This window comes from Paucibacter aquatile (assembly GCF_002885975.1).
Lineage (GTDB): Bacteria > Pseudomonadota > Gammaproteobacteria > Burkholderiales > Burkholderiaceae_C > Paucibacter_A > Paucibacter_A aquatilis.
This window is the reverse complement of record NZ_POSP01000003.1, coordinates 1,914,346-1,930,200: the sequence shown is the minus strand read 5'-3', so window position 1 is coordinate 1,930,200 and position 15,855 is coordinate 1,914,346. Positions and strand designations below refer to the sequence as shown.

At 66.1% G+C, this 15,855-nt stretch carries 15 protein-coding genes; 10 read left to right on the top strand and 5 right to left on the bottom strand.

From position 1 onward, the window contains the following. Positions 1-147 precede the first annotated feature (147 nt). The gene (locus tag C1O66_RS11555) at positions 148-2,205 is read right to left on the bottom strand and encodes a C1 family peptidase (RefSeq protein WP_108724342.1); all 2,058 of its coding nucleotides are present in this window, start codon (positions 2,203-2,205) and stop codon (positions 148-150) included. A gap of 210 nt (positions 2,206-2,415) precedes the next feature. Between C1O66_RS11555 and C1O66_RS11550 the strand changes: the two genes are divergently transcribed. The 3 genes from C1O66_RS11550 to C1O66_RS11540 are packed head-to-tail and all read left to right on the top strand — an operon-like array spanning position 2,416 to position 5,940. Next, a complete protein-coding gene (locus tag C1O66_RS11550; protein WP_102768009.1) occupies positions 2,416-4,476 on the top strand; it encodes a molybdopterin-containing oxidoreductase family protein in 2,061 nt (686 codons plus the stop codon). A 19-nt stretch (positions 4,477-4,495) separates the two neighbouring features. Next, positions 4,496-5,581, top strand: coding sequence for an aminopeptidase (locus C1O66_RS11545; protein ID WP_102769611.1), 1,086 nt, complete (start codon positions 4,496-4,498; stop codon positions 5,579-5,581). A 23-nt stretch (positions 5,582-5,604) separates the two neighbouring features. Continuing rightward, on the top strand, positions 5,605-5,940 hold the full coding sequence (locus C1O66_RS11540) for a polyhydroxyalkanoic acid system family protein (RefSeq protein WP_102768008.1): 336 nt from the start codon (positions 5,605-5,607) through the stop codon (positions 5,938-5,940). 56 nt (positions 5,941-5,996) lie between these two features. Here the strand turns inward: C1O66_RS11540 and C1O66_RS11535 are convergent, their stop codons facing one another. Then, a complete protein-coding gene (locus tag C1O66_RS11535) occupies positions 5,997-6,248 on the bottom strand; it encodes an acyl-CoA-binding protein (protein WP_102768007.1) in 252 nt (83 codons plus the stop codon). A 136-nt stretch (positions 6,249-6,384) separates the two neighbouring features. Here C1O66_RS11535 and C1O66_RS11530 point away from each other — a divergent pair, with 136 nt between their 5' ends. Further along, positions 6,385-7,797, top strand: coding sequence for a wax ester/triacylglycerol synthase family O-acyltransferase (locus C1O66_RS11530; protein ID WP_102768006.1), 1,413 nt, complete (start codon positions 6,385-6,387; stop codon positions 7,795-7,797). A gap of 728 nt (positions 7,798-8,525) precedes the next feature. On the opposite strand, the gene C1O66_RS11525 is transcribed toward C1O66_RS11530, so the two are convergent. From C1O66_RS11525 to C1O66_RS11515, 3 genes are all read right to left on the bottom strand, one after another. Then, positions 8,526-8,870 carry a hypothetical protein gene (locus C1O66_RS11525; RefSeq protein WP_102768005.1) on the bottom strand — a complete coding sequence of 115 codons (345 nt, stop codon included), beginning with the start codon at positions 8,868-8,870 and terminating at the stop codon, positions 8,526-8,528. Between the two features lie 224 nt (positions 8,871-9,094). Then, positions 9,095-9,868: a tetratricopeptide repeat protein gene (locus C1O66_RS11520; protein ID WP_102768004.1), complete on the bottom strand. Its 774-nt coding sequence runs from the start codon at positions 9,866-9,868 to the stop codon at positions 9,095-9,097. A 13-nt stretch (positions 9,869-9,881) separates the two neighbouring features. Continuing rightward, on the bottom strand, positions 9,882-10,538 hold the full coding sequence (locus C1O66_RS11515; protein WP_102768003.1) for a TetR/AcrR family transcriptional regulator: 657 nt from the start codon (positions 10,536-10,538) through the stop codon (positions 9,882-9,884). Positions 10,539-10,720: 182 nt separating this feature from the next. Here C1O66_RS11515 and C1O66_RS11510 point away from each other — a divergent pair, with 182 nt between their 5' ends. The 6 genes from C1O66_RS11510 (at position 10,721) to C1O66_RS11485 (ending at position 15,852) form a co-directional block, all read left to right on the top strand. Continuing rightward, positions 10,721-11,629 carry an ABC transporter ATP-binding protein gene (locus C1O66_RS11510; RefSeq protein ID WP_102768002.1) on the top strand — a complete coding sequence of 303 codons (909 nt, stop codon included), beginning with the start codon at positions 10,721-10,723 and terminating at the stop codon, positions 11,627-11,629. Then, positions 11,626-12,405, top strand: a complete 780-nt coding sequence (locus C1O66_RS11505) for an ABC transporter permease (protein WP_207795940.1) — start codon at positions 11,626-11,628, stop codon at positions 12,403-12,405. The genes C1O66_RS11510 and C1O66_RS11505 overlap by 4 nt, the downstream gene beginning before the upstream one ends. 50 nt (positions 12,406-12,455) lie before the next feature. Further along, entirely contained in the window at positions 12,456-12,725 is a 270-nt protein-coding gene (locus C1O66_RS11500; protein ID WP_102768000.1) for a BolA family protein, read from the top strand. 124 nt (positions 12,726-12,849) lie between these two features. Further along, positions 12,850-13,506 (top strand): ATP phosphoribosyltransferase, encoded by a 657-nt coding sequence (hisG, locus tag C1O66_RS11495; protein ID WP_102769610.1) that lies wholly within the window; start codon positions 12,850-12,852, stop codon positions 13,504-13,506. A gap of 11 nt (positions 13,507-13,517) precedes the next feature. Continuing rightward, positions 13,518-14,831, top strand: coding sequence for a histidinol dehydrogenase (gene hisD, locus C1O66_RS11490; RefSeq protein WP_102767999.1), 1,314 nt, complete (start codon positions 13,518-13,520; stop codon positions 14,829-14,831). A gap of 127 nt (positions 14,832-14,958) precedes the next feature. Beyond that, complete coding sequence (locus C1O66_RS11485; RefSeq protein ID WP_207795939.1) at positions 14,959-15,852, top strand: substrate-binding periplasmic protein; 894 nt, start codon at positions 14,959-14,961, stop codon at positions 15,850-15,852. Positions 15,853-15,855 lie beyond the last annotated feature (3 nt).

Below are 15,855 nucleotides of genomic sequence, written 5' to 3'. Positions count from 1 at the left end.
CCAGTTCGGTGGCCATCTCAGTCATCGTCATTTCGCCTCCAGTCCAGCAGCCTTGTGTTTGCCCGATCCTCGACGAGCTGCGCCTGTTGAGCTTGAAGCCCCCGTGGGAGGTGCAGCGTGTTGAGGGCGCTTGAGTCTTCAGGGCGTTCAGAGCTTGCGAGACAGCGCATCGAGCGCCCGGCGCTGTGCCTGCAAGGACGCCGCCGAGCGCTCGAAAGCCAGAGGCGGTGTGGCCGGTTGTGCCGGGCCGCTGCGCTGGCCGCGGGTGGCGGGCGCGGGGGCTGTGGCGCCCAGCATACGGGCAAAGCTGCCGCTGACGGTGGTCTCGTCGTCGTCAAAAGCGCCGTGGGAACTGGCTTTGGAGCCATCGACCCCGGCGGCGAGGTTGGGGGCCAGCACATGGTGGATGCGGCCGCTGGCGATCAGCTGGGCGACGCGGCCGCGATCCAGGAACTTGGCCAGGCCGAGGATGGGCTCGCCATCGGCGCCAAACCAGGGGCGGGGCTTGTCTTCAAATGCGTTGGAGACCAAGTAGAGCAGGGACTTGTTGTAGATGTGGGCGCAGTGGTCGGCACGCTCGTGGTGGTCGTCCAGGGTGTAGAGCGTCATCGCATCAAGCCGACCGTCCTCCAGCGCCGGTGCGTAGTGGGCCTCGAACAGGGTGTGGGTGCAGGCGGGGGCCCAGAGCGTGCAGCTCCTCACCTTGTGGGCTCCGGTGCTGAGCAGATCCAGCAGCGGCGCGCCCAGAATCGAGCCGGCTGAGTGGGCGACAAGATGCACTTCGAGGTCTGGGAATTCCTGGGCCAAACGATGAATCTCAGCGGCAGCCAGGGCAGCGCCGTGGCCGGGGCGGCTGGCAGCAAGGGCGTTCTCCTTCATTTCGCTCCAGGCGGATTTGCCGGTGAGCGCGCGGGCCAGGGGTTCGAGGCCATCGTCGAGGCGGTCGAGCAGAAAGTCTTTGCTGCGGTCGAGTGCGCCCTCGGTGCGGCGGCCGCGCAGCAATTCGCTGAGCATATGGCTCAGCGTGGTCCAGTAGTCGCTGTGCCAGATGAAGGACAGGGGGTAGGCCTCTTGCGGCATCAGCTGCTTCTTGTAGGCCGCCAGGCGTTGCAGGGCCGCATCGGCTGCCACCAGGCCGCCATGTGCATGCAGAACGATGCGGCGGCGGGACCACGTTTTGAGCGTGTTGCGCAGGTCGACGCGGAAGAGCTGCTGCAGATCGGCCTCGCGCATGCCGAGCTCGCCGCGCGGGTCGAGCTTGCCGTCGTTGCCGAGGTTGATCACATGCGGACGCAGCTGGTTGAGCGCGCCCTGGGCCGAGGCCGTGCTGCGGGTGTTGGTCGCTGGGGCACCCGCGATCTGGCTGGTGGTGACGGGCACACCGAGCCGCGCCACCCAGACATCGCTGCCGTGGGCGAGCCAGTCGGCATAGCTGATGTGGCCAAAGCCACGGCGGCCCCAGCTGGGGCCCCAGGAGTTCTGCAACCAGAAGCCGTGTTCGTCGTAGGCCACGATGGCAAAGGCATGGCCACCGAGCAGCTGTTCATTGGGGTGGATCAGGCCATCGGCGCCGACTTCATCCCAGCCGGCATGGACCTCGCTGGTCGCATAAAGGATGCCGACTTCCGCCAAGGCCGCGTGCATGGCCACCAGGTCGCGGTGGTTGACCCGCAGATAGGCGCCCAGCGGACGCAGCGCGGAATCGTCGGCGCGCTCGCGGGTCAGCCCCGGCGACTTGGCGGAGGGTTTGGCCAGGCTGGGCCACAGGGCTTCGGCACAGACGCCGTGTTTCTGCCAGGCCTTCATGGCGCCCCGGGCGCTGGAGCCGTCGTAGTCCTCGCCTTCCCATTCGTCGTAGCGGCGGGCCATCTCGTAGAACATGCGGGCGCTGACCTGGCCCTTGTCCGGCACCACCTTGCGCCGGCGCAGCAGGAAGTGGGCCACGGTGGCGAGTGCGAAGCCGGTGCATGCGCCTTCGGTACCCTGGTTCAGCACGGGGACCTTGTGCTTCAGATAGTCCTCCAGAAACAGCTGGCTGGGCACTTCCACCAGGCTTGCCTGGTAGAGCCGGTCGCGGAAATCGATGGTGTCGGGCCGCGCGTTGTAGCGGCGCTGGGGGCTGGGGGCTGCAGCTGCGCGGCGGGCCGTGCTTTTGCTGAGCTTGGGCTCTTGCTTCTTCGTTGCCTTGATCGCCGGCTGTGCCATGTGTTGCTCCCGTTTGAAGGCGGCGAAGTTAGCATGCGGCCTCGCAGGGAGCTTCCCCCTAACTCGAAATTCTGTGGACAAAAGAATGAGCTGAGACCTGGGGGCGGCCGGCCGCGGTGATTTTGGGCGGTCCGATTGAACCCGGGCGTACCGGGGCCACAATGTGCGCTGCGTGCCCGGCCCCCCGGGCAGCTGTGCAATAGTCTCGCCATGCAAGACCTTCTCGCCCCCACCTCCCTGCCGGACCGCGCCTCGCCCCACATCGTCAAGGGCGCCTGCCCGCACGACTGCCCCGACACCTGCGCTTTGCGCATCACGGTCGATCAGGGCCGGGTGATCAAGATCCAGGGTGCGGCGGACCACCCGAGCACGCACGGGGCGCTGTGCACCAAGGTCTCGCGCTATGCCGAGCGCACCTATCACGAGGAGCGGCTGCTGCAGCCGCTCAAGCGGGTCAGCCGCAAGGACGAGGCGCCGCGCTTTGAGCCGGTCAGCTGGGCCGAGGCCCTGGCCGATATCTCGGCGCGGCTGAAGACCATCGCCGCGCGCGACCCGCAGGCCATACTGCCCTACAGCTACGCGGGCACCATGGGCCTGCTGCAGGGCGAGGGCATGTCGGCGCGCTTTTTCAACAAGCTGGGCGCTTCGCAGTTGGATCGCACCATCTGCGCCTCGGCCGGCGCGGCGGCGCTGACGGCGACCTACGGCCACCGGGTCGGTATGCACCTGCCTTACTTCGCCGAGAGCCGCCTGATCCTGATCTGGGGCAGCAACTCGATCGCCTCCAATCTGCATTTCTGGACCTACGCGAACAAGGCCAAGCGCGAGGGTGCCAAGCTGATCTGCATCGACCCGCGCAAGACCGAGACTGCCGACAAATGCCACCAGCACATCGCCCTGCTGCCCGGCACCGACGGCGCCCTGGCCCTGGGCCTGATGCATGAGCTGATCGTTCACGACTGGCTGGACCACGACTACATCGCCCGCCATGTCGATGGCTGGGAGGAGCTGAAGGCCCGAGCGCTGAACTGGCCGCCCGAGGCGGTGGCCGAGGTCTGCGGCATCACGGCCGAGGAGGTGCGCGGCCTGGCGCGCGACTACGCGCAAACGAAGCCGGCGGCCATCCGCCTCAACTACGGCATGCAGCGCGTGCGTGGCGGCGGCAATGCGGTGCGCCTGGTGGCTCTGCTGCCTTGCCTGACCGGCGCCTGGCGTTCGCGCGCCGGCGGCCTGCTGCTGTCCAGCTCGGGCTGGTTTGCGCCTTTCAAGAACATGGCCGCGCTGGAGCGGCCCGAGTTGCTGGCTGGCCGCCAGCCGCGCCTGACCAATATGAGCACCATTGGCGACGATCTGCTGCGCGAGGCCTCGCCCGAGTTCGGCCCCAAGATCGAAGCGCTGATCGTCTACAACAGCAACCCGGTGGCGGTGGCGCCCGAGTCGCCCAAGGTGGTGAAGGGCTTCCAGCGCGAGGACCTTTTCACCGTGGTGCTCGAGCATTTCATGACCGACACGGCCGACCTGGCTGACTATGTGCTGCCGGCCACCACGCAGCTGGAACATCTGGATGTGCACACCAGCTACGGCCACACCGATGTGCTGATCAACGAGCCGGCGATTGCGCCCATCGGCGAGGCCAAGCCCAACACCCAGATCTTCCGCGAGCTGGCCGCGGCCATGGGCTTCGAAGATGAGTGCTTCCGCGAGAGCGACGAGCAGCTGGCCCGCCAGGCCTTCACGGCCGAGATCGATTTCGAAGCCTTGCGCGCCCAGGGCTGGCAAAGCCTGCCGCTGAAGGAGGCGCCGTTTGCTGAAGGGCGCTTCCCCACGCCCAACGGCCGGGCGCAGGCGGCCGGCGCGGACTTCGTGGCCAATTACGAAAGCCGCCGCTCCAGCCCCGAGCTGGCCGCGCGCTACCCGCTGGCCATGATCTCGCCGCCGGCACGCAACTTCCTCAACTCCAGCTTCGTCAACGTCAAGAGCTTGCGTGACATTGAGGGCGAGCCTCTGGTCGAGCTGCATGCTGAAGACGCTGCGGCCCGCGGCCTGCAGGACGGCGCCATGGTTCGGGTGTTCAATGACCGGGGTAGTTATCTGTGCCGTGCCCGTATCAGCCCGCGCGCCCGGCCCGGTGTGGTCAACGGCCTGGGCGTGTGGTGGCGCAAGCTGGGCGCCGGTGGCAGCAATGTCAACGAGGTGACGCACCAGCGGCTGACGGACATGGGCCGGGCGCCGAGTTTTTACGACTGCCTGGTCGAGGTCAAGGCCGCCTGAGGTGCTGAAGAAGAAGGCGATGAAGAAGAAGCGCTGGCGCTGGGCCTTGCTGGCGGCTGCGGCTGCGGGCTTGCTCGCCTCGCTGGGCGGCTGCGCGCAGATCGGCTATTTGGGCCAGTCGGTCGGCGGCCATCTGCGCCTGGTCTCTGCCGCCAAGCCGGTGGACGAGTGGCTGGCCGACCCGGCGCTCAAGCCCGCCCTGCGCGAGCGCCTGCAACAGAGCCAGCGCATGCGCGACTTCGCAGTGCAGCAGCTGCACCTGCCGGACAACAACAGCTACCGCCGCTACGCCGACCTGGGCCGCTCGGCCGCGGTCTGGAATGTGGTGGCTGCGCCCGAGCTGAGCCTGACACTCAAGACCTGGTGCTTTCCCATCATGGGTTGCGTGGGCTATCGCGGTTACTTCAACCAGGCCGAGGCCGAGGCTTATGCCGCCGAGCTGCGCGCCGAGGGCTATGAGGTCATGGTCTACGGCGTACCCGCCTACTCGACCCTGGGCTGGAGCCGGCTGCTGGGCGGCGACCCGCTGCTCAACACCTTCATGAACCAGCCCGAGGCGGAGCTGGCCGGGCTGATCTTCCATGAGCTGTCCCATCAGGTCGTGTACGCGGCCGATGACACGCAGTTCAACGAGTCTTTTGCCACCGCAGTGGAGCGGCGTGGCGCCCTGGCCTGGTTGCAGGCTCAGGGCAGCGCGGCCGAGCGCGAGCGCTATCTGGCACGGCAGTCGCAGCGTGTGCAGTTCCGCGCCCTGACTCAGCGATACCGCGAGCGGCTGGAAGCGCTGTATGTCCAGCCGATGGATGTGGAGGCCAAGCGTGCGGCCAAGGCGCAGCTGTTGGCCGAGATGCGGGCCGAGCATGCGCAGCTCAAGGCGGCGCAGTGGGGCGGTGACAGCGGCTATGACGCCTGGTTTGCGCGCGCCAACAACGCGAGCTTTGCCCTGCTCTCGGCCTACACCGAGCTGGCGCCGCAATTCGAAGCCTTGCTGGATCGCGAAGGTGGCGACTGGCCGCGCTTTTACACGGCCGTGAAAGCCCTGGCCGAGTTGCCGCCGGAGCAGCGCAGAATGCGCCTGCAAGAGCTCAAGAATTCTGCAGAGTGAGAAAGAAAGAGAAAGTACACACCATGGCCGACATCCGCATCCACCGTGACCATGCCCTCGGGCTCAAGCGTGCCCGCGAGATCGCCTGGGCCTGGGCCGAGCAGGTCGAAGAAAAGTTCGACATGGAGTGCACGGTGCTGGAAGGCAAGACCAGCGACACCGTCGAGTTCACGCGCTCGGGCGTCAAGGGCGAGCTGATCGTCACCGCCGATCATTTCGAGCTGCACGCCAAGCTGGGCCTGCTGCTGGGCGCCTTCAAATCCACCATCGAGGGCGAGATCCAGAAGGAGCTCGACGGCCTGCTGGCGGGAGAGGCGGGCGGCGGGAAAAAAACGGCGGGCAAGAAAAAGCCGGCGTGAAGCCGGCTTGAGCAAGGCGCCGAGCCCGCATCACGCAGGCCCGGGGTCTGTCTCGATCACTTCAGCGATTCGATCAGGTCGATGTAGCTTTGCATCGCTTCATCGCTGCTGGTGCCCTTGAGCTCGTTCCAGGCGTCCCATTTGGCGCGGCCGACCATATCGGTGAAGCCCGGGCGGCTGCCGTCCACATCGCCGCTGCTGCCTTGCTTGTAGAGCGCATAGAGCTTCAGCAGGGTCATGTTGTCAGGACGCTCGGGCAGGTTCTTGGACTCGGCCACAGCGGCTTCGAATTGGTCTTTCAGGCTCATGGTGTCTCCTAGATGGCGGTGAGTGCCGACTGAACTGGTAACAATCGGGATGGACGCCAACGATGTTACCCAGCATTGTCTGGACAAGACACTCTAATTCCTCAAGGAGACTGCATTGGCCACTGTGACGGAACGCATGTCCAAGGTCGACACCGCCTGGTTGCGCATGGACACGGAGTCCAACCTGATGATGATCGTCGGGGTCTGGATCATCCGCCCCGGTATCAGCCTGGCGGCCTTGCGCGAACGCGTCGAGGCGCGGCTGCTGCAGTACGGGCGCTTCCGTCAAAAGGTGGTGGAAGACGCCATGGGTGCGCAATGGGTGGAAGACGATGACTTCGACATCACTCACCATGTGCAGGCCGAAGAGCTGCTGCCCCGGCGCGGCCAGAGCCGGCAGGATTGCCTCAAGGAGCGCGTCGGTGAACTGGCGGCCGAGCCGCTGAACCCGGCCCATCCGCTCTGGCAGTTCCAGCTGATCGAGGACATGGGCGATGGCAGCAGCGCCCTGGTCGCCCGCATCCACCATTGCATCGGCGATGGCATCGCCCTGATCGCCGTGATGCTGTCCATCACCGATGGCGGCAAAGCGCCGCCGAAGCGCCTGCAGCAGCCCCGCGATGACCAGGACTGGCTGACCGATGCCTTGCTCAAGCCCATCAGCGCCATGACCATCAAGGCCATCCGTGTGGCCGGCGCGGGCATGGCCAAGTCGGTGGACACGCTGATGCAGCCTCACCATCCGCTCGACAGCTCCATGGACATGGCGCGCATGGGTTATCAGGCGGTCAGCGATGTGGCGGCCTTTGCCCTGATGTCGGACGATTCGCCGACCCAGCTCAAGGGCAAGCCGGGCACGCAAAAGCGCGTCGCCTGGGACGATGGCCTGCCGCTCGATGCCGTCAAGGCCGTGGGCAAGGCGCTGAACTGCTCGATCAACGATGTGCTGCTCAGCTGTGTGGCCGGTGCGATTGGGCGTTATCTGCAGGCCAAGGGCGAGGATGTGGCGGGCAAGGAGATCCGCGCCATGGTGCCGGTCAATCTGCGGCCGATGGAAAAGGCTTACCAGCTGGGCAATCGCTTTGGCCTGGTGCCGCTGGTGTTGCCCATCGGCATCGAGAACCCGGTCGAGCGCCTCTACGCCGTGCGCTCGCGCATGCAGGATTTGAAAGGCAGCTTCCAGCCGGTACTGGCCTTTGGCCTGCTCTCGGTGGCCGGCTTGCTGATCAAGCCGGTGCAACAGGCCATGCTCAATGTCTTCGCTAAAAAGGCGACGGCGGTGATGACCAATGTGCCCGGCCCGGCGGAGTCCCTGCATTTCTGCGGCTCGACCGTGGAGCGGGTGATGTTCTGGGTGCCGCAGTCCGGCGACATCGGCGTGGGCGTCAGCATCCTGACCTACGCCGGCCGCGTGCAATTCGGCCTGATCACCGACAGCACCTTGTGCCCGGACCCCGAAGGCATCATTGAGCAATTCGCCCCCGAGTTCGACAAGCTCCTGGTGCTGGCCTTGATGCTGCCCTGGGGTGAAGAGGGCGCGGATTTGTAAATCTGAGCCTGGGTCTGGAAGCGGCGCAAGACAAACTTTCGTTGTGCTGATCCTTTTCGCTGCGGTGGCTCGGCCCGCCGCCGGGCTCATGGTTCGCGGGTCGGCTCTGTGAGCCGACTGCCCTCGGTGCTCACTGCGCGGCTCAGCGGCGCCAAACTCCCTCCGTTCGCTGCGCTCACTGTGGTCAAACAGTGGCGCCGAGTCAGCGCTTGAAGCGCGCTTGAAGCAAACTTCGGCGCGCGCCTGAGCCGCTCCGCTGCGCCCTCGGCCGCGCACAAATCGCCCGGCGGCGGGCCGAGCCACCTCCGGAGGTGGCGTGCTCCACGGTTGATGAGGCACATCGACCGCGATGCAAGCGCCCTGCAGCCCGTGCCGCTGCCGGGCGATTTGTGCAGGGCCGAGCAGCACAGCGCCTCGGGGCGCGCACGTACCCGTGCGCTTCAAGTTCTGACTTGGCGCTTCTGTCTGAACGAAGCGAACGCAGGGAGCGAAGTGAGTTATGCGCCAGCCCCGAGGTGCGAGCAGCGCAGGGAAGTCGGCCCTGCAGGGCCGGCCCCGGAACCATGAGCCCGGTGGCGGCGCGGGCTGCAGGGCCTCACGAGCCAAACCAAAGGCTGCTTCGTGCCGATCACCGCCGCCCGCCCACCAAGAAAAAAGCGCGCAAGCCCCCTTGGGAGCTGCGCGCCTTTTGCTGCTGAATCACGAGCGCCCCATGCAGGGCGCTTGGATCACTTCTTGTCGACTTGGTCGGCCAGGTTGGGCTTCAGGTTCGGCTTGATGTTGGGGCGGCCGGCGGCGGTCGGGTAGGCGTTCATCACGCGGGTGGGGTCCACGCTGGCCAAGTAGGCGTTGTACTGCTTCTCGGTGCAGCCGATGGTCTTGTTGCCTTGCTTCTCGCCGCGGTACTCGCCCTTGCGGTAGACGAATTGGTACTCAGCGGCGGCCTGGGCGGGCTCGATGCTGGACTGGTACTTGGCGGCGCATTCCACGCGCAGGGCGGTGGCTTCGGGGGTTTGGGCCCAGGAGGCCGCGGCCAGCGGGGCGAGGGCGAGGGCAATCAGGGTGCGCTTCATGGTGGATCAACCTTTTCGTGTCGGGGTGAGGTGAAGTCCGCGGGCTCGGTCAAGCGGCTGGCTCGAAGGTGTCCGCCTCAGGTGTCACAGCTTAGCCAGCCTGCTGGTGAAAATCCATCCGCGAGTGCGGGGGGAGGCGGCTTTCCATCCAATTGAAAACGTGCGTTTGTGCACGCTTTTCCGGGCTTTGGCCGCGCTGTTTTCAAGCCCTGTCACACAGCCGATCAGTCTTCCAGCTCTTCTCGCGCCATTTCGACGTCCAGGCATTCCATGGCGTCCATGGGCTCGCAGGCGGCGGCGTCGGCATAGAGGCTTTCGGCCTCTTTCATGCGCTTGTCGCCTTCCAGCATGACAAGGCCGTTGGCCCGCTCGATCATGGCGATCGCGCTGCTGGGGTTGAGCTTGATCGCCTGCTCGAACATCTTCAGGCCGGTGGCAGTGTCCGCGCCCTGGGTCTTGCCCAGCAGCTTGCCGACCTTGTCGATCACCTCGGCATGGAAGGCGCCCAGGGCGATGTGGGCGTCGGCATGTTTGGGCGCCAGCTCGATGGTTTTCTCGAGCGCGTTCTTGACCTTGCTGCCCAGGCCTTGGGCCAGGGCCTTGGCCACGCTGATGCCCTGGCCGTAGCGGCCGATGGCATAGGCCTGCCAGTAGTAGGCGGCGGGGTTCTTGGGCTCTTCCTGCTGCTGGGCGTCGGCGCGCTCAGCCACTTCCAGGAACATCTCGAGCTTGGTCTTCTCTTTCTTTTCCAGGTAGTTGGCGTAGATGGCCTGAGCCTTGTTGGCCACCGTGATGCCGGCGCCGCCGGCGGCCAGGCCGGCCTCGTAGGCTTTCTGGAAGTCGCCGGCGTGGAAGTGGATCCAGGCCTCGACCACGGCCGCGTCCTTGGGCCAGGGCTCGGCGTCGCCAGCATGCAGGCGGGCCCAGTGCTTCTTCAGGCTGGCGGCGCTGTACTGGAAAGCGCTGTTGTCATGGGGGAAAGCGGTCCACTTGGCCATGGTGCGGCGTCCTTCAGGTTTGGTACTGGTTGGCAAGGGCGAAGAGGTGATCCTTGGAGGCTGGCTCCAGATAAGGCAGCAGCAGGCTCAGCACATGGAAGGCGCCGCGCATCAGGGCGGCACCGGCCTGCTCGGGCTCCAGGGCGTGGCGCGGGTCGCGCACGTACTCGAAACTGAGCCAGTAGCTGAGCAGCACGACCATGGAGTTGGCGGTCGGCCCGGCCTCGCGCAGCGCCATCTCCAGCGCGCCGCCCTTTTGCAAGCCGGCCAGCACCGCGCGCATGGCCTGGTTCTTCTGCGTCAGCACGTTCTGGAAATGCATCTCCAGGCGGCGGTTCTTGGACAGCAGATCGTTCAGATCGCGGTAGAGAAAGCGGTGCTTCCAGATCAGCTCGTAGAGCATGTGGAAGAACAGCCAGGCGTCCTCCACATTGCGCACATTCTCGGCCGCCACCAGCAAGTCGCCCAGCTCCCGCTCGTAGCGGTTGAAGAGCGCATTGATCAGTTCGTCCTTGGCCGGATAGTGGTAGTAGAGGTTGCCGGGGCTGATGCCCAGCTCGGCGGAGATCAGCGTGGTCGAGACATTGGGCTCACCAAAGCGGTTGAACAGGTCCAGCGTGACTTCGAGGATGCGCTCGGCGGTCCGGCGTGGCGGCTTTTTTGTGGCCATGTAAAGGTTGTCTCCTGCTTTGGCTGATTCTGGCATCAAGCAGCGGGGCCGCTCTAGAGTTTGGCTACAAATGGCACCGTTTGCCTGCTGAAAACCCTGGGCCAGCGGGGGCGGGTCTTGCTTCCTACAATGCGCGGATGCAGCCAACAGTGTCTTCAGCGTCGTCATATGGCGGGCCCTCGGTGCCCGCCATTTCATTTCAGAAGGTCTCCAAGACCTACCGCGGGGGGCAGGTGCGCGCGCTGGACGGGGTGTCCTTTGACATCGCCCAGGGCGAGTTCTTCGGCCTGCTGGGCCCCAATGGCGCGGGCAAGACCAGCCTGATCAGCATCCTCGCCGGCCTGGCCCAGGCCAGCGGCGGCAGCGTCAAGGTCATGGGTCATGACGTGGTGACGGATTACGCCGCGGCGCGCCAGGCCCTGGGCATCGTGCCGCAGGAGCTGGTCTTCGACCCCTTCTTCAGCGTGCGCGAGGCGCTCAAGATCCAGAGCGGCTATTTCGGTGTGCGCAACAACGAGGCCTGGATCGACGAGCTGCTGGAAAACCTCGGCCTGGCCGACAAGGCCCACGCCAACATGCGCCAGCTCTCGGGCGGCATGAAGCGGCGCGTGCTGGTGGCCCAGGCGCTGGTGCACCGGCCGCCGGTGATCGTGCTCGATGAGCCCACCGCTGGCGTTGACGTGGAGCTGCGTCAGACCCTGTGGCAGTTCATCGCCCGCCTCAACCGCGAAGGCCACACGGTGCTGCTGACCACCCATTACCTGGAAGAGGCTGAAGCCCTGTGCGGCCGCCTGGCCATGCTCAAGCTGGGCCGCATCGTGGCGCTGGACCGCACCTCGGACCTGCTCAAAGGTCGCGCCTCGACCATGCTGCGTTTCAAGACCGATGCCGCCCTGCCGGCCTCGCTGCAAGAGCAGGCCCGCACCACCGGCCGCATCGTGCAGATCAAGGCCCATGACGCGGCCGAAGTCGAAACCGTGCTGGCCACGCTGCGCGCGGCGCAATGCCCGATCGAAGACCTGGAGATCGGCCGCGCCGACCTCGAAGACGTGTTCCTGGAAATCATGCAACAAGAAGGGAGCGCGGCATGAGTGGCGGCGGAGGTATTCAATTGAAGGGCGCCGGCACGCTGTTCTACAAAGAGGTGCTGCGCTTTTGGAAGGTCAGCTTCCAGACCGTGGCCGCGCCGGTGCTGACGGCGGTGCTCTACCTGCTGGTCTTCGGCCATGTGCTGGAAGATCACGTCAAGGTCTACGGCACGGTCGGCTACACGGCCTTCCTGATCCCGGGTCTGGTGATGATGAGCGTCTTGCAGAACTCGTTTGCCAACTCGTCCTCCAGCCTGATCCAGAGCAAGGTGACCGGCAACCTGGTCTTCCTGCTGGTGACCCCACTCTCGCACTGGGCCTGGTTCGTGGCCTATGTGGGCGCCTCCATGGTGCGCGGCATGGTGGTGGGCCTGGGCGTGCTGCTGGTGACCTTCTGGTTTGCGCCGCCGGGCGTGTCCAACCCCCTGTGGATCGCTGTCTTCGCCCTGCTGGGCGCCGGCATGATGGGCACGTTGGGCCTGATCGCCGGGCTTTGGGCCGAGAAGTTCGATCAACTCGCCGGCTTCCAGAACTTCATCATCATGCCCATGACCTTCCTCTCGGGCGTGTTCTATTCGGTGCATTCGCTGCCGGCGTTCTGGCAGGGTGTCAGCCATCTGAACCCGTTTTTCTACATGATCGATGGCTTCCGCCACGGCTTCTTCGGCGTCAGTGATGCCTCGCCCTGGCTGAGCCTGGCGGTGGTCGGCGGCAGCTTCGTGGCAGTGGCCAGCCTGGCGTTGGAACTGCTGCGGCGCGGCTACAAGATCCGCTCCTGAAACCGCGCTACGACCGCTCATGCCGCGCTTGAAACTAGAATCCAGCACTTATGGCCGACCCCACACCCGCTGAAGTCCAGCAATACATCGCCGCAGGCCTGCCCTGCGAGCACCTGCACGTCGAAGGCGACGGGCGGCATTTCTTCGCCACCATCGTGTCCTCGGAGTTCGAGGGACTGAGCCGCATCCGCCGTCACCAGCGCGTGTACGCGGCCCTGGGTGAGCGCATGCGCGAGCAGATCCACGCGCTGTCCATGAAGACCCACACCCCGGCCGAGCATGCTGCCACGGCGGCGGCATCGCATCACCATCACGCCTGAACCGGCATCCGCAACAAATCTTCTGGATTGAGATGCGGGTGGCGGTGAGACGCCCCACCCAGGTGAATCTCACGGCCGTCCGCTGAATCCCCAGATTCAGACCCACCAAGGACCGACGCCCATGATGATCACCCTGGCACTCTCCAAAGGCCGCATCTTCGAAGAAACCCTGCCGCTGCTGCAGGCCGCCGGCATCACCGTGCTGGAGGACCCGGAGAAATCGCGCAAGCTGATCCTGGCCACCAACAGCCCCGAGGTGCAGGTGGTGCTGGTGCGCGCCAGCGATGTGCCCACCTATGTGCAGTACGGCGGTGCCGATCTTGGCGTGGCCGGCCGCGATGTGCTGATCGAGCACAACCATGCACTGGGCGGCAACGCCGCCGGCATGTACCAGCCGCTGGACCTGAACATCGCCCGCTGCCGCATGAGTGTGGCGGTGCGCGATGACTTCGATTACGCCCGCGCCGTCAAACAGGGCTCGCGCATCCGCGTGGCCACCAAGTACACGGAAATTGCCCGTCAGCACTTTGCCGACAAGGGCGTGCACGTGGACCTGATCAAGCTCTATGGCTCCATGGAGCTGGCGCCGCTGACCGGCCTGGCCGATGCCATCGTCGACCTGGTCTCCACCGGCAACACGCTCAAGGCCAACCGCCTTGTCGAGGTCGAACAGATCATGGACATCTCCTCCCGCCTGGTGGTCAACCAGGCCGCGCTCAAGCTCAAGCGCGAGCCGCTGCGCCGCATGATCGATGCCTTTGCTTCTGCCATTCCGAAGTGAGAACGAACGCCATGTCCCTGCAACTTCGTCAACTGAACACCGCCAGCGCCGATTTCGAAGCCGAGTTTCAGCGCGTGCTGCACTGGTCGGCCGAGGCCGATGCCGCCATCGAAGGCCGGGTCGCCGAGATCCTGGCCGATGTGCGCAGGCGCGGCGATGCCGCTGTGCTCGAGTACACCGCCCGTTTCGATCGGCTGCAGGCCGCCACCGTGGCTGAGCTGGAGCTGAGCCGCGAGGAGCTGAAGGCGGCCTTCGAGGCCATCAGCCCGGCCCAGCGCAGCGCCCTGGAGGCCGCCGCCGCCCGTGTGCGCAGCTATCACGAGCGCCAAAAGGCCGCCTGCGGCGAGAGCTGGAGCTACCGTGACGAAGACGGCAGCCTGCTGGGCCAGAAGGTCACGCCGCTCGATCGCGTGGGCATCTATGTGCCCGGCGGCAAGGCGGCCTACCCGAGCAGCGTGCTGATGAACGCCATCCCCGCCCAGGTGGCCGGCGTGCCCGAGATCATCATGGTGGTGCCCACGCCCGGCGGCGAGAAGAACCCGCTGGTGCTGGCTGCGGCCTATGTGGCCGGTGTGCACCGCGCCTTCACCCTGGGCGGCGCCCAGGCCGTGGCGGCCTTGGCCTATGGCACGGCCACGGTGCCGCGCGTGGACAAGATCACCGGCCCCGGCAATGCCTATGTGGCCAGCGCCAAGAAGCATGTCTTCGGTCAAGTGGGCATCGACATGATTGCCGGCCCCAGCGAGATCCTGGTGCTGGCCGATGGCTCCACGCCGCCGGACTGGGTGGCCATGGACTTGTTCAGCCAGGCCGAGCACGACGAGCTGGCGCAAAGCATCCTGCTCTGCCCCGATGCCGTCTACATCGCCCAGGTGGCCGAGGCGATCGAGCGCCTGCTGCCCACCATGCCGCGCCAGGCCATCATCCGTGCCTCGCTGGAAGGCCGTGGTGCGCTGATCCAGACGCGCTCGATGGAAGAGGCCTGTGAGATCAGCAACCGCATCGCGCCCGAGCATCTGGAAGTGTCCAGCCGCGACCCGCATCGCTGGGAACCGCTGCTGCGCCACGCCGGTGCCATCTTCCTGGGCGCCTACACCAGCGAATCCCTGGGCGACTATTGCGCAGGGCCGAACCACGTCTTGCCCACCTCGGGCACGGCGCGTTTCTCCTCGCCGCTGGGCGTCTACGACTTCCAGAAGCGCAGCAGCCTGATCGAGGTCAGCGAAGCCGGTGCGCAGAAGCTGGGCCCGATCGCGGCGGAGCTGGCCTACGGCGAAGGCTTGCAAGGCCATGCACGGGCGGCGGAGCTGCGCCTGCGCGCCTGAGGCTCGCTGCTTCGGCTGAACTTTCGGGCTGCGCTGCGCGCAGAACCGGGGTTAGCCATGGCCGGTGGCGGGCCGGGCTGTGGCAGAGTTGGGGTTTCGCGTCTGCTCTGACCCTGAGCCACCTGCCTTGACCTGCCTGCCTCGCCGTCAGCTGCTGATCAGCGCCTTGCCTGCTGCGGGCTGGGCGCCGGGCGTGGCGCGGGCTGCTTCTGCTGCGCTTGGCGTCGCGCAGCCGCTGCGCGTGCGCTACCCGCGGCCCATGCGCGAGATCGACCCCAGCAGCTGGTACCCGCTGCAATTGCTCAAGCTGGCGCTGGAGGCCTGCGGCGTCAGCTGTGAGCTGGAGCCCACGCGCCAGGTCATGGTGCAAAGCCGCGCCTTGCTGGACCTGCAGAACGGCCAGGACGGGCTGGATATCGCCTGGAGCATGACCAGCATTGAGCGCGAGCGGCAGCTGCTGCCCATCCGCTTCCCGATCTACAAAGGCCTGTACGGCTGGCGCCTGATGCTGCTCAAGCGCGGGCTGGAGCCGCATCTGCTGCGGGAGGTGCGCAGCCTGGCCGATCTGCGCCGCTACAGCCTGGTTCAGGGCCATGACTGGCCAGACACGACCATCCTGCGGGCCAATGGCTTGCAGGTGGTGACCGGCTCCTCCTTCGACGCCATGTTCAACATGCTGCGCCTGGAGCGCGGCCAGGCCTTTCCGCGGGCGCTTCTGGAGATCGACTGGGAGCTGGAGAGCCATGCCGACAGCCTGGCCATCGACCCCCATCTCTGCCTGCATTACCCGACGGCCATGTATTTTTTCGTCGGCCGCGGCAACGAGCGCCTGGCCGGCCTGGTCGAGCGAGGCCTCAATCGCTTGCTGGCCAAGGGCAGCTTCGAGCGCATCTTCATGCAGTACCACGGCGCCATCCTGGCCCGCCATGTGCTGAGCCGGCGCCGCGTGCTGGAGCTGCACAACCCCTTGCTGCCGCCCGAGACGCCGCTGGCGCGCAAGGAGCTGTGGATGCAGCCTTGAAGA

Coding starts and splice junctions, on each gene's coding strand:
- C1O66_RS11555 (WP_108724342.1), bottom strand. CDS start 2,205: ATGGCACAGCCGGCGATCAAGGCAACGAAGAAGCAAGAGCCCAAGCTC.
- C1O66_RS11550 (WP_102768009.1), top strand. CDS start 2,416: ATGCAAGACCTTCTCGCCCCCACCTCCCTGCCGGACCGCGCCTCGCCC.
- C1O66_RS11545 (WP_102769611.1), top strand. CDS start 4,496: ATGAAGAAGAAGCGCTGGCGCTGGGCCTTGCTGGCGGCTGCGGCTGCG.
- C1O66_RS11540 (WP_102768008.1), top strand. CDS start 5,605: ATGGCCGACATCCGCATCCACCGTGACCATGCCCTCGGGCTCAAGCGT.
- C1O66_RS11535 (WP_102768007.1), bottom strand. CDS start 6,248: ATGAGCCTGAAAGACCAATTCGAAGCCGCTGTGGCCGAGTCCAAGAAC.
- C1O66_RS11530 (WP_102768006.1), top strand. CDS start 6,385: ATGTCCAAGGTCGACACCGCCTGGTTGCGCATGGACACGGAGTCCAAC.
- C1O66_RS11525 (WP_102768005.1), bottom strand. CDS start 8,870: ATGAAGCGCACCCTGATTGCCCTCGCCCTCGCCCCGCTGGCCGCGGCC.
- C1O66_RS11520 (WP_102768004.1), bottom strand. CDS start 9,868: ATGGCCAAGTGGACCGCTTTCCCCCATGACAACAGCGCTTTCCAGTAC.
- C1O66_RS11515 (WP_102768003.1), bottom strand. CDS start 10,538: ATGGCCACAAAAAAGCCGCCACGCCGGACCGCCGAGCGCATCCTCGAA.
- C1O66_RS11505 (WP_207795940.1), top strand. CDS start 11,626: ATGAGTGGCGGCGGAGGTATTCAATTGAAGGGCGCCGGCACGCTGTTC.
- C1O66_RS11500 (WP_102768000.1), top strand. CDS start 12,456: ATGGCCGACCCCACACCCGCTGAAGTCCAGCAATACATCGCCGCAGGC.
- hisG (WP_102769610.1), top strand. CDS start 12,850: ATGATCACCCTGGCACTCTCCAAAGGCCGCATCTTCGAAGAAACCCTG.
- hisD (WP_102767999.1), top strand. CDS start 13,518: ATGTCCCTGCAACTTCGTCAACTGAACACCGCCAGCGCCGATTTCGAA.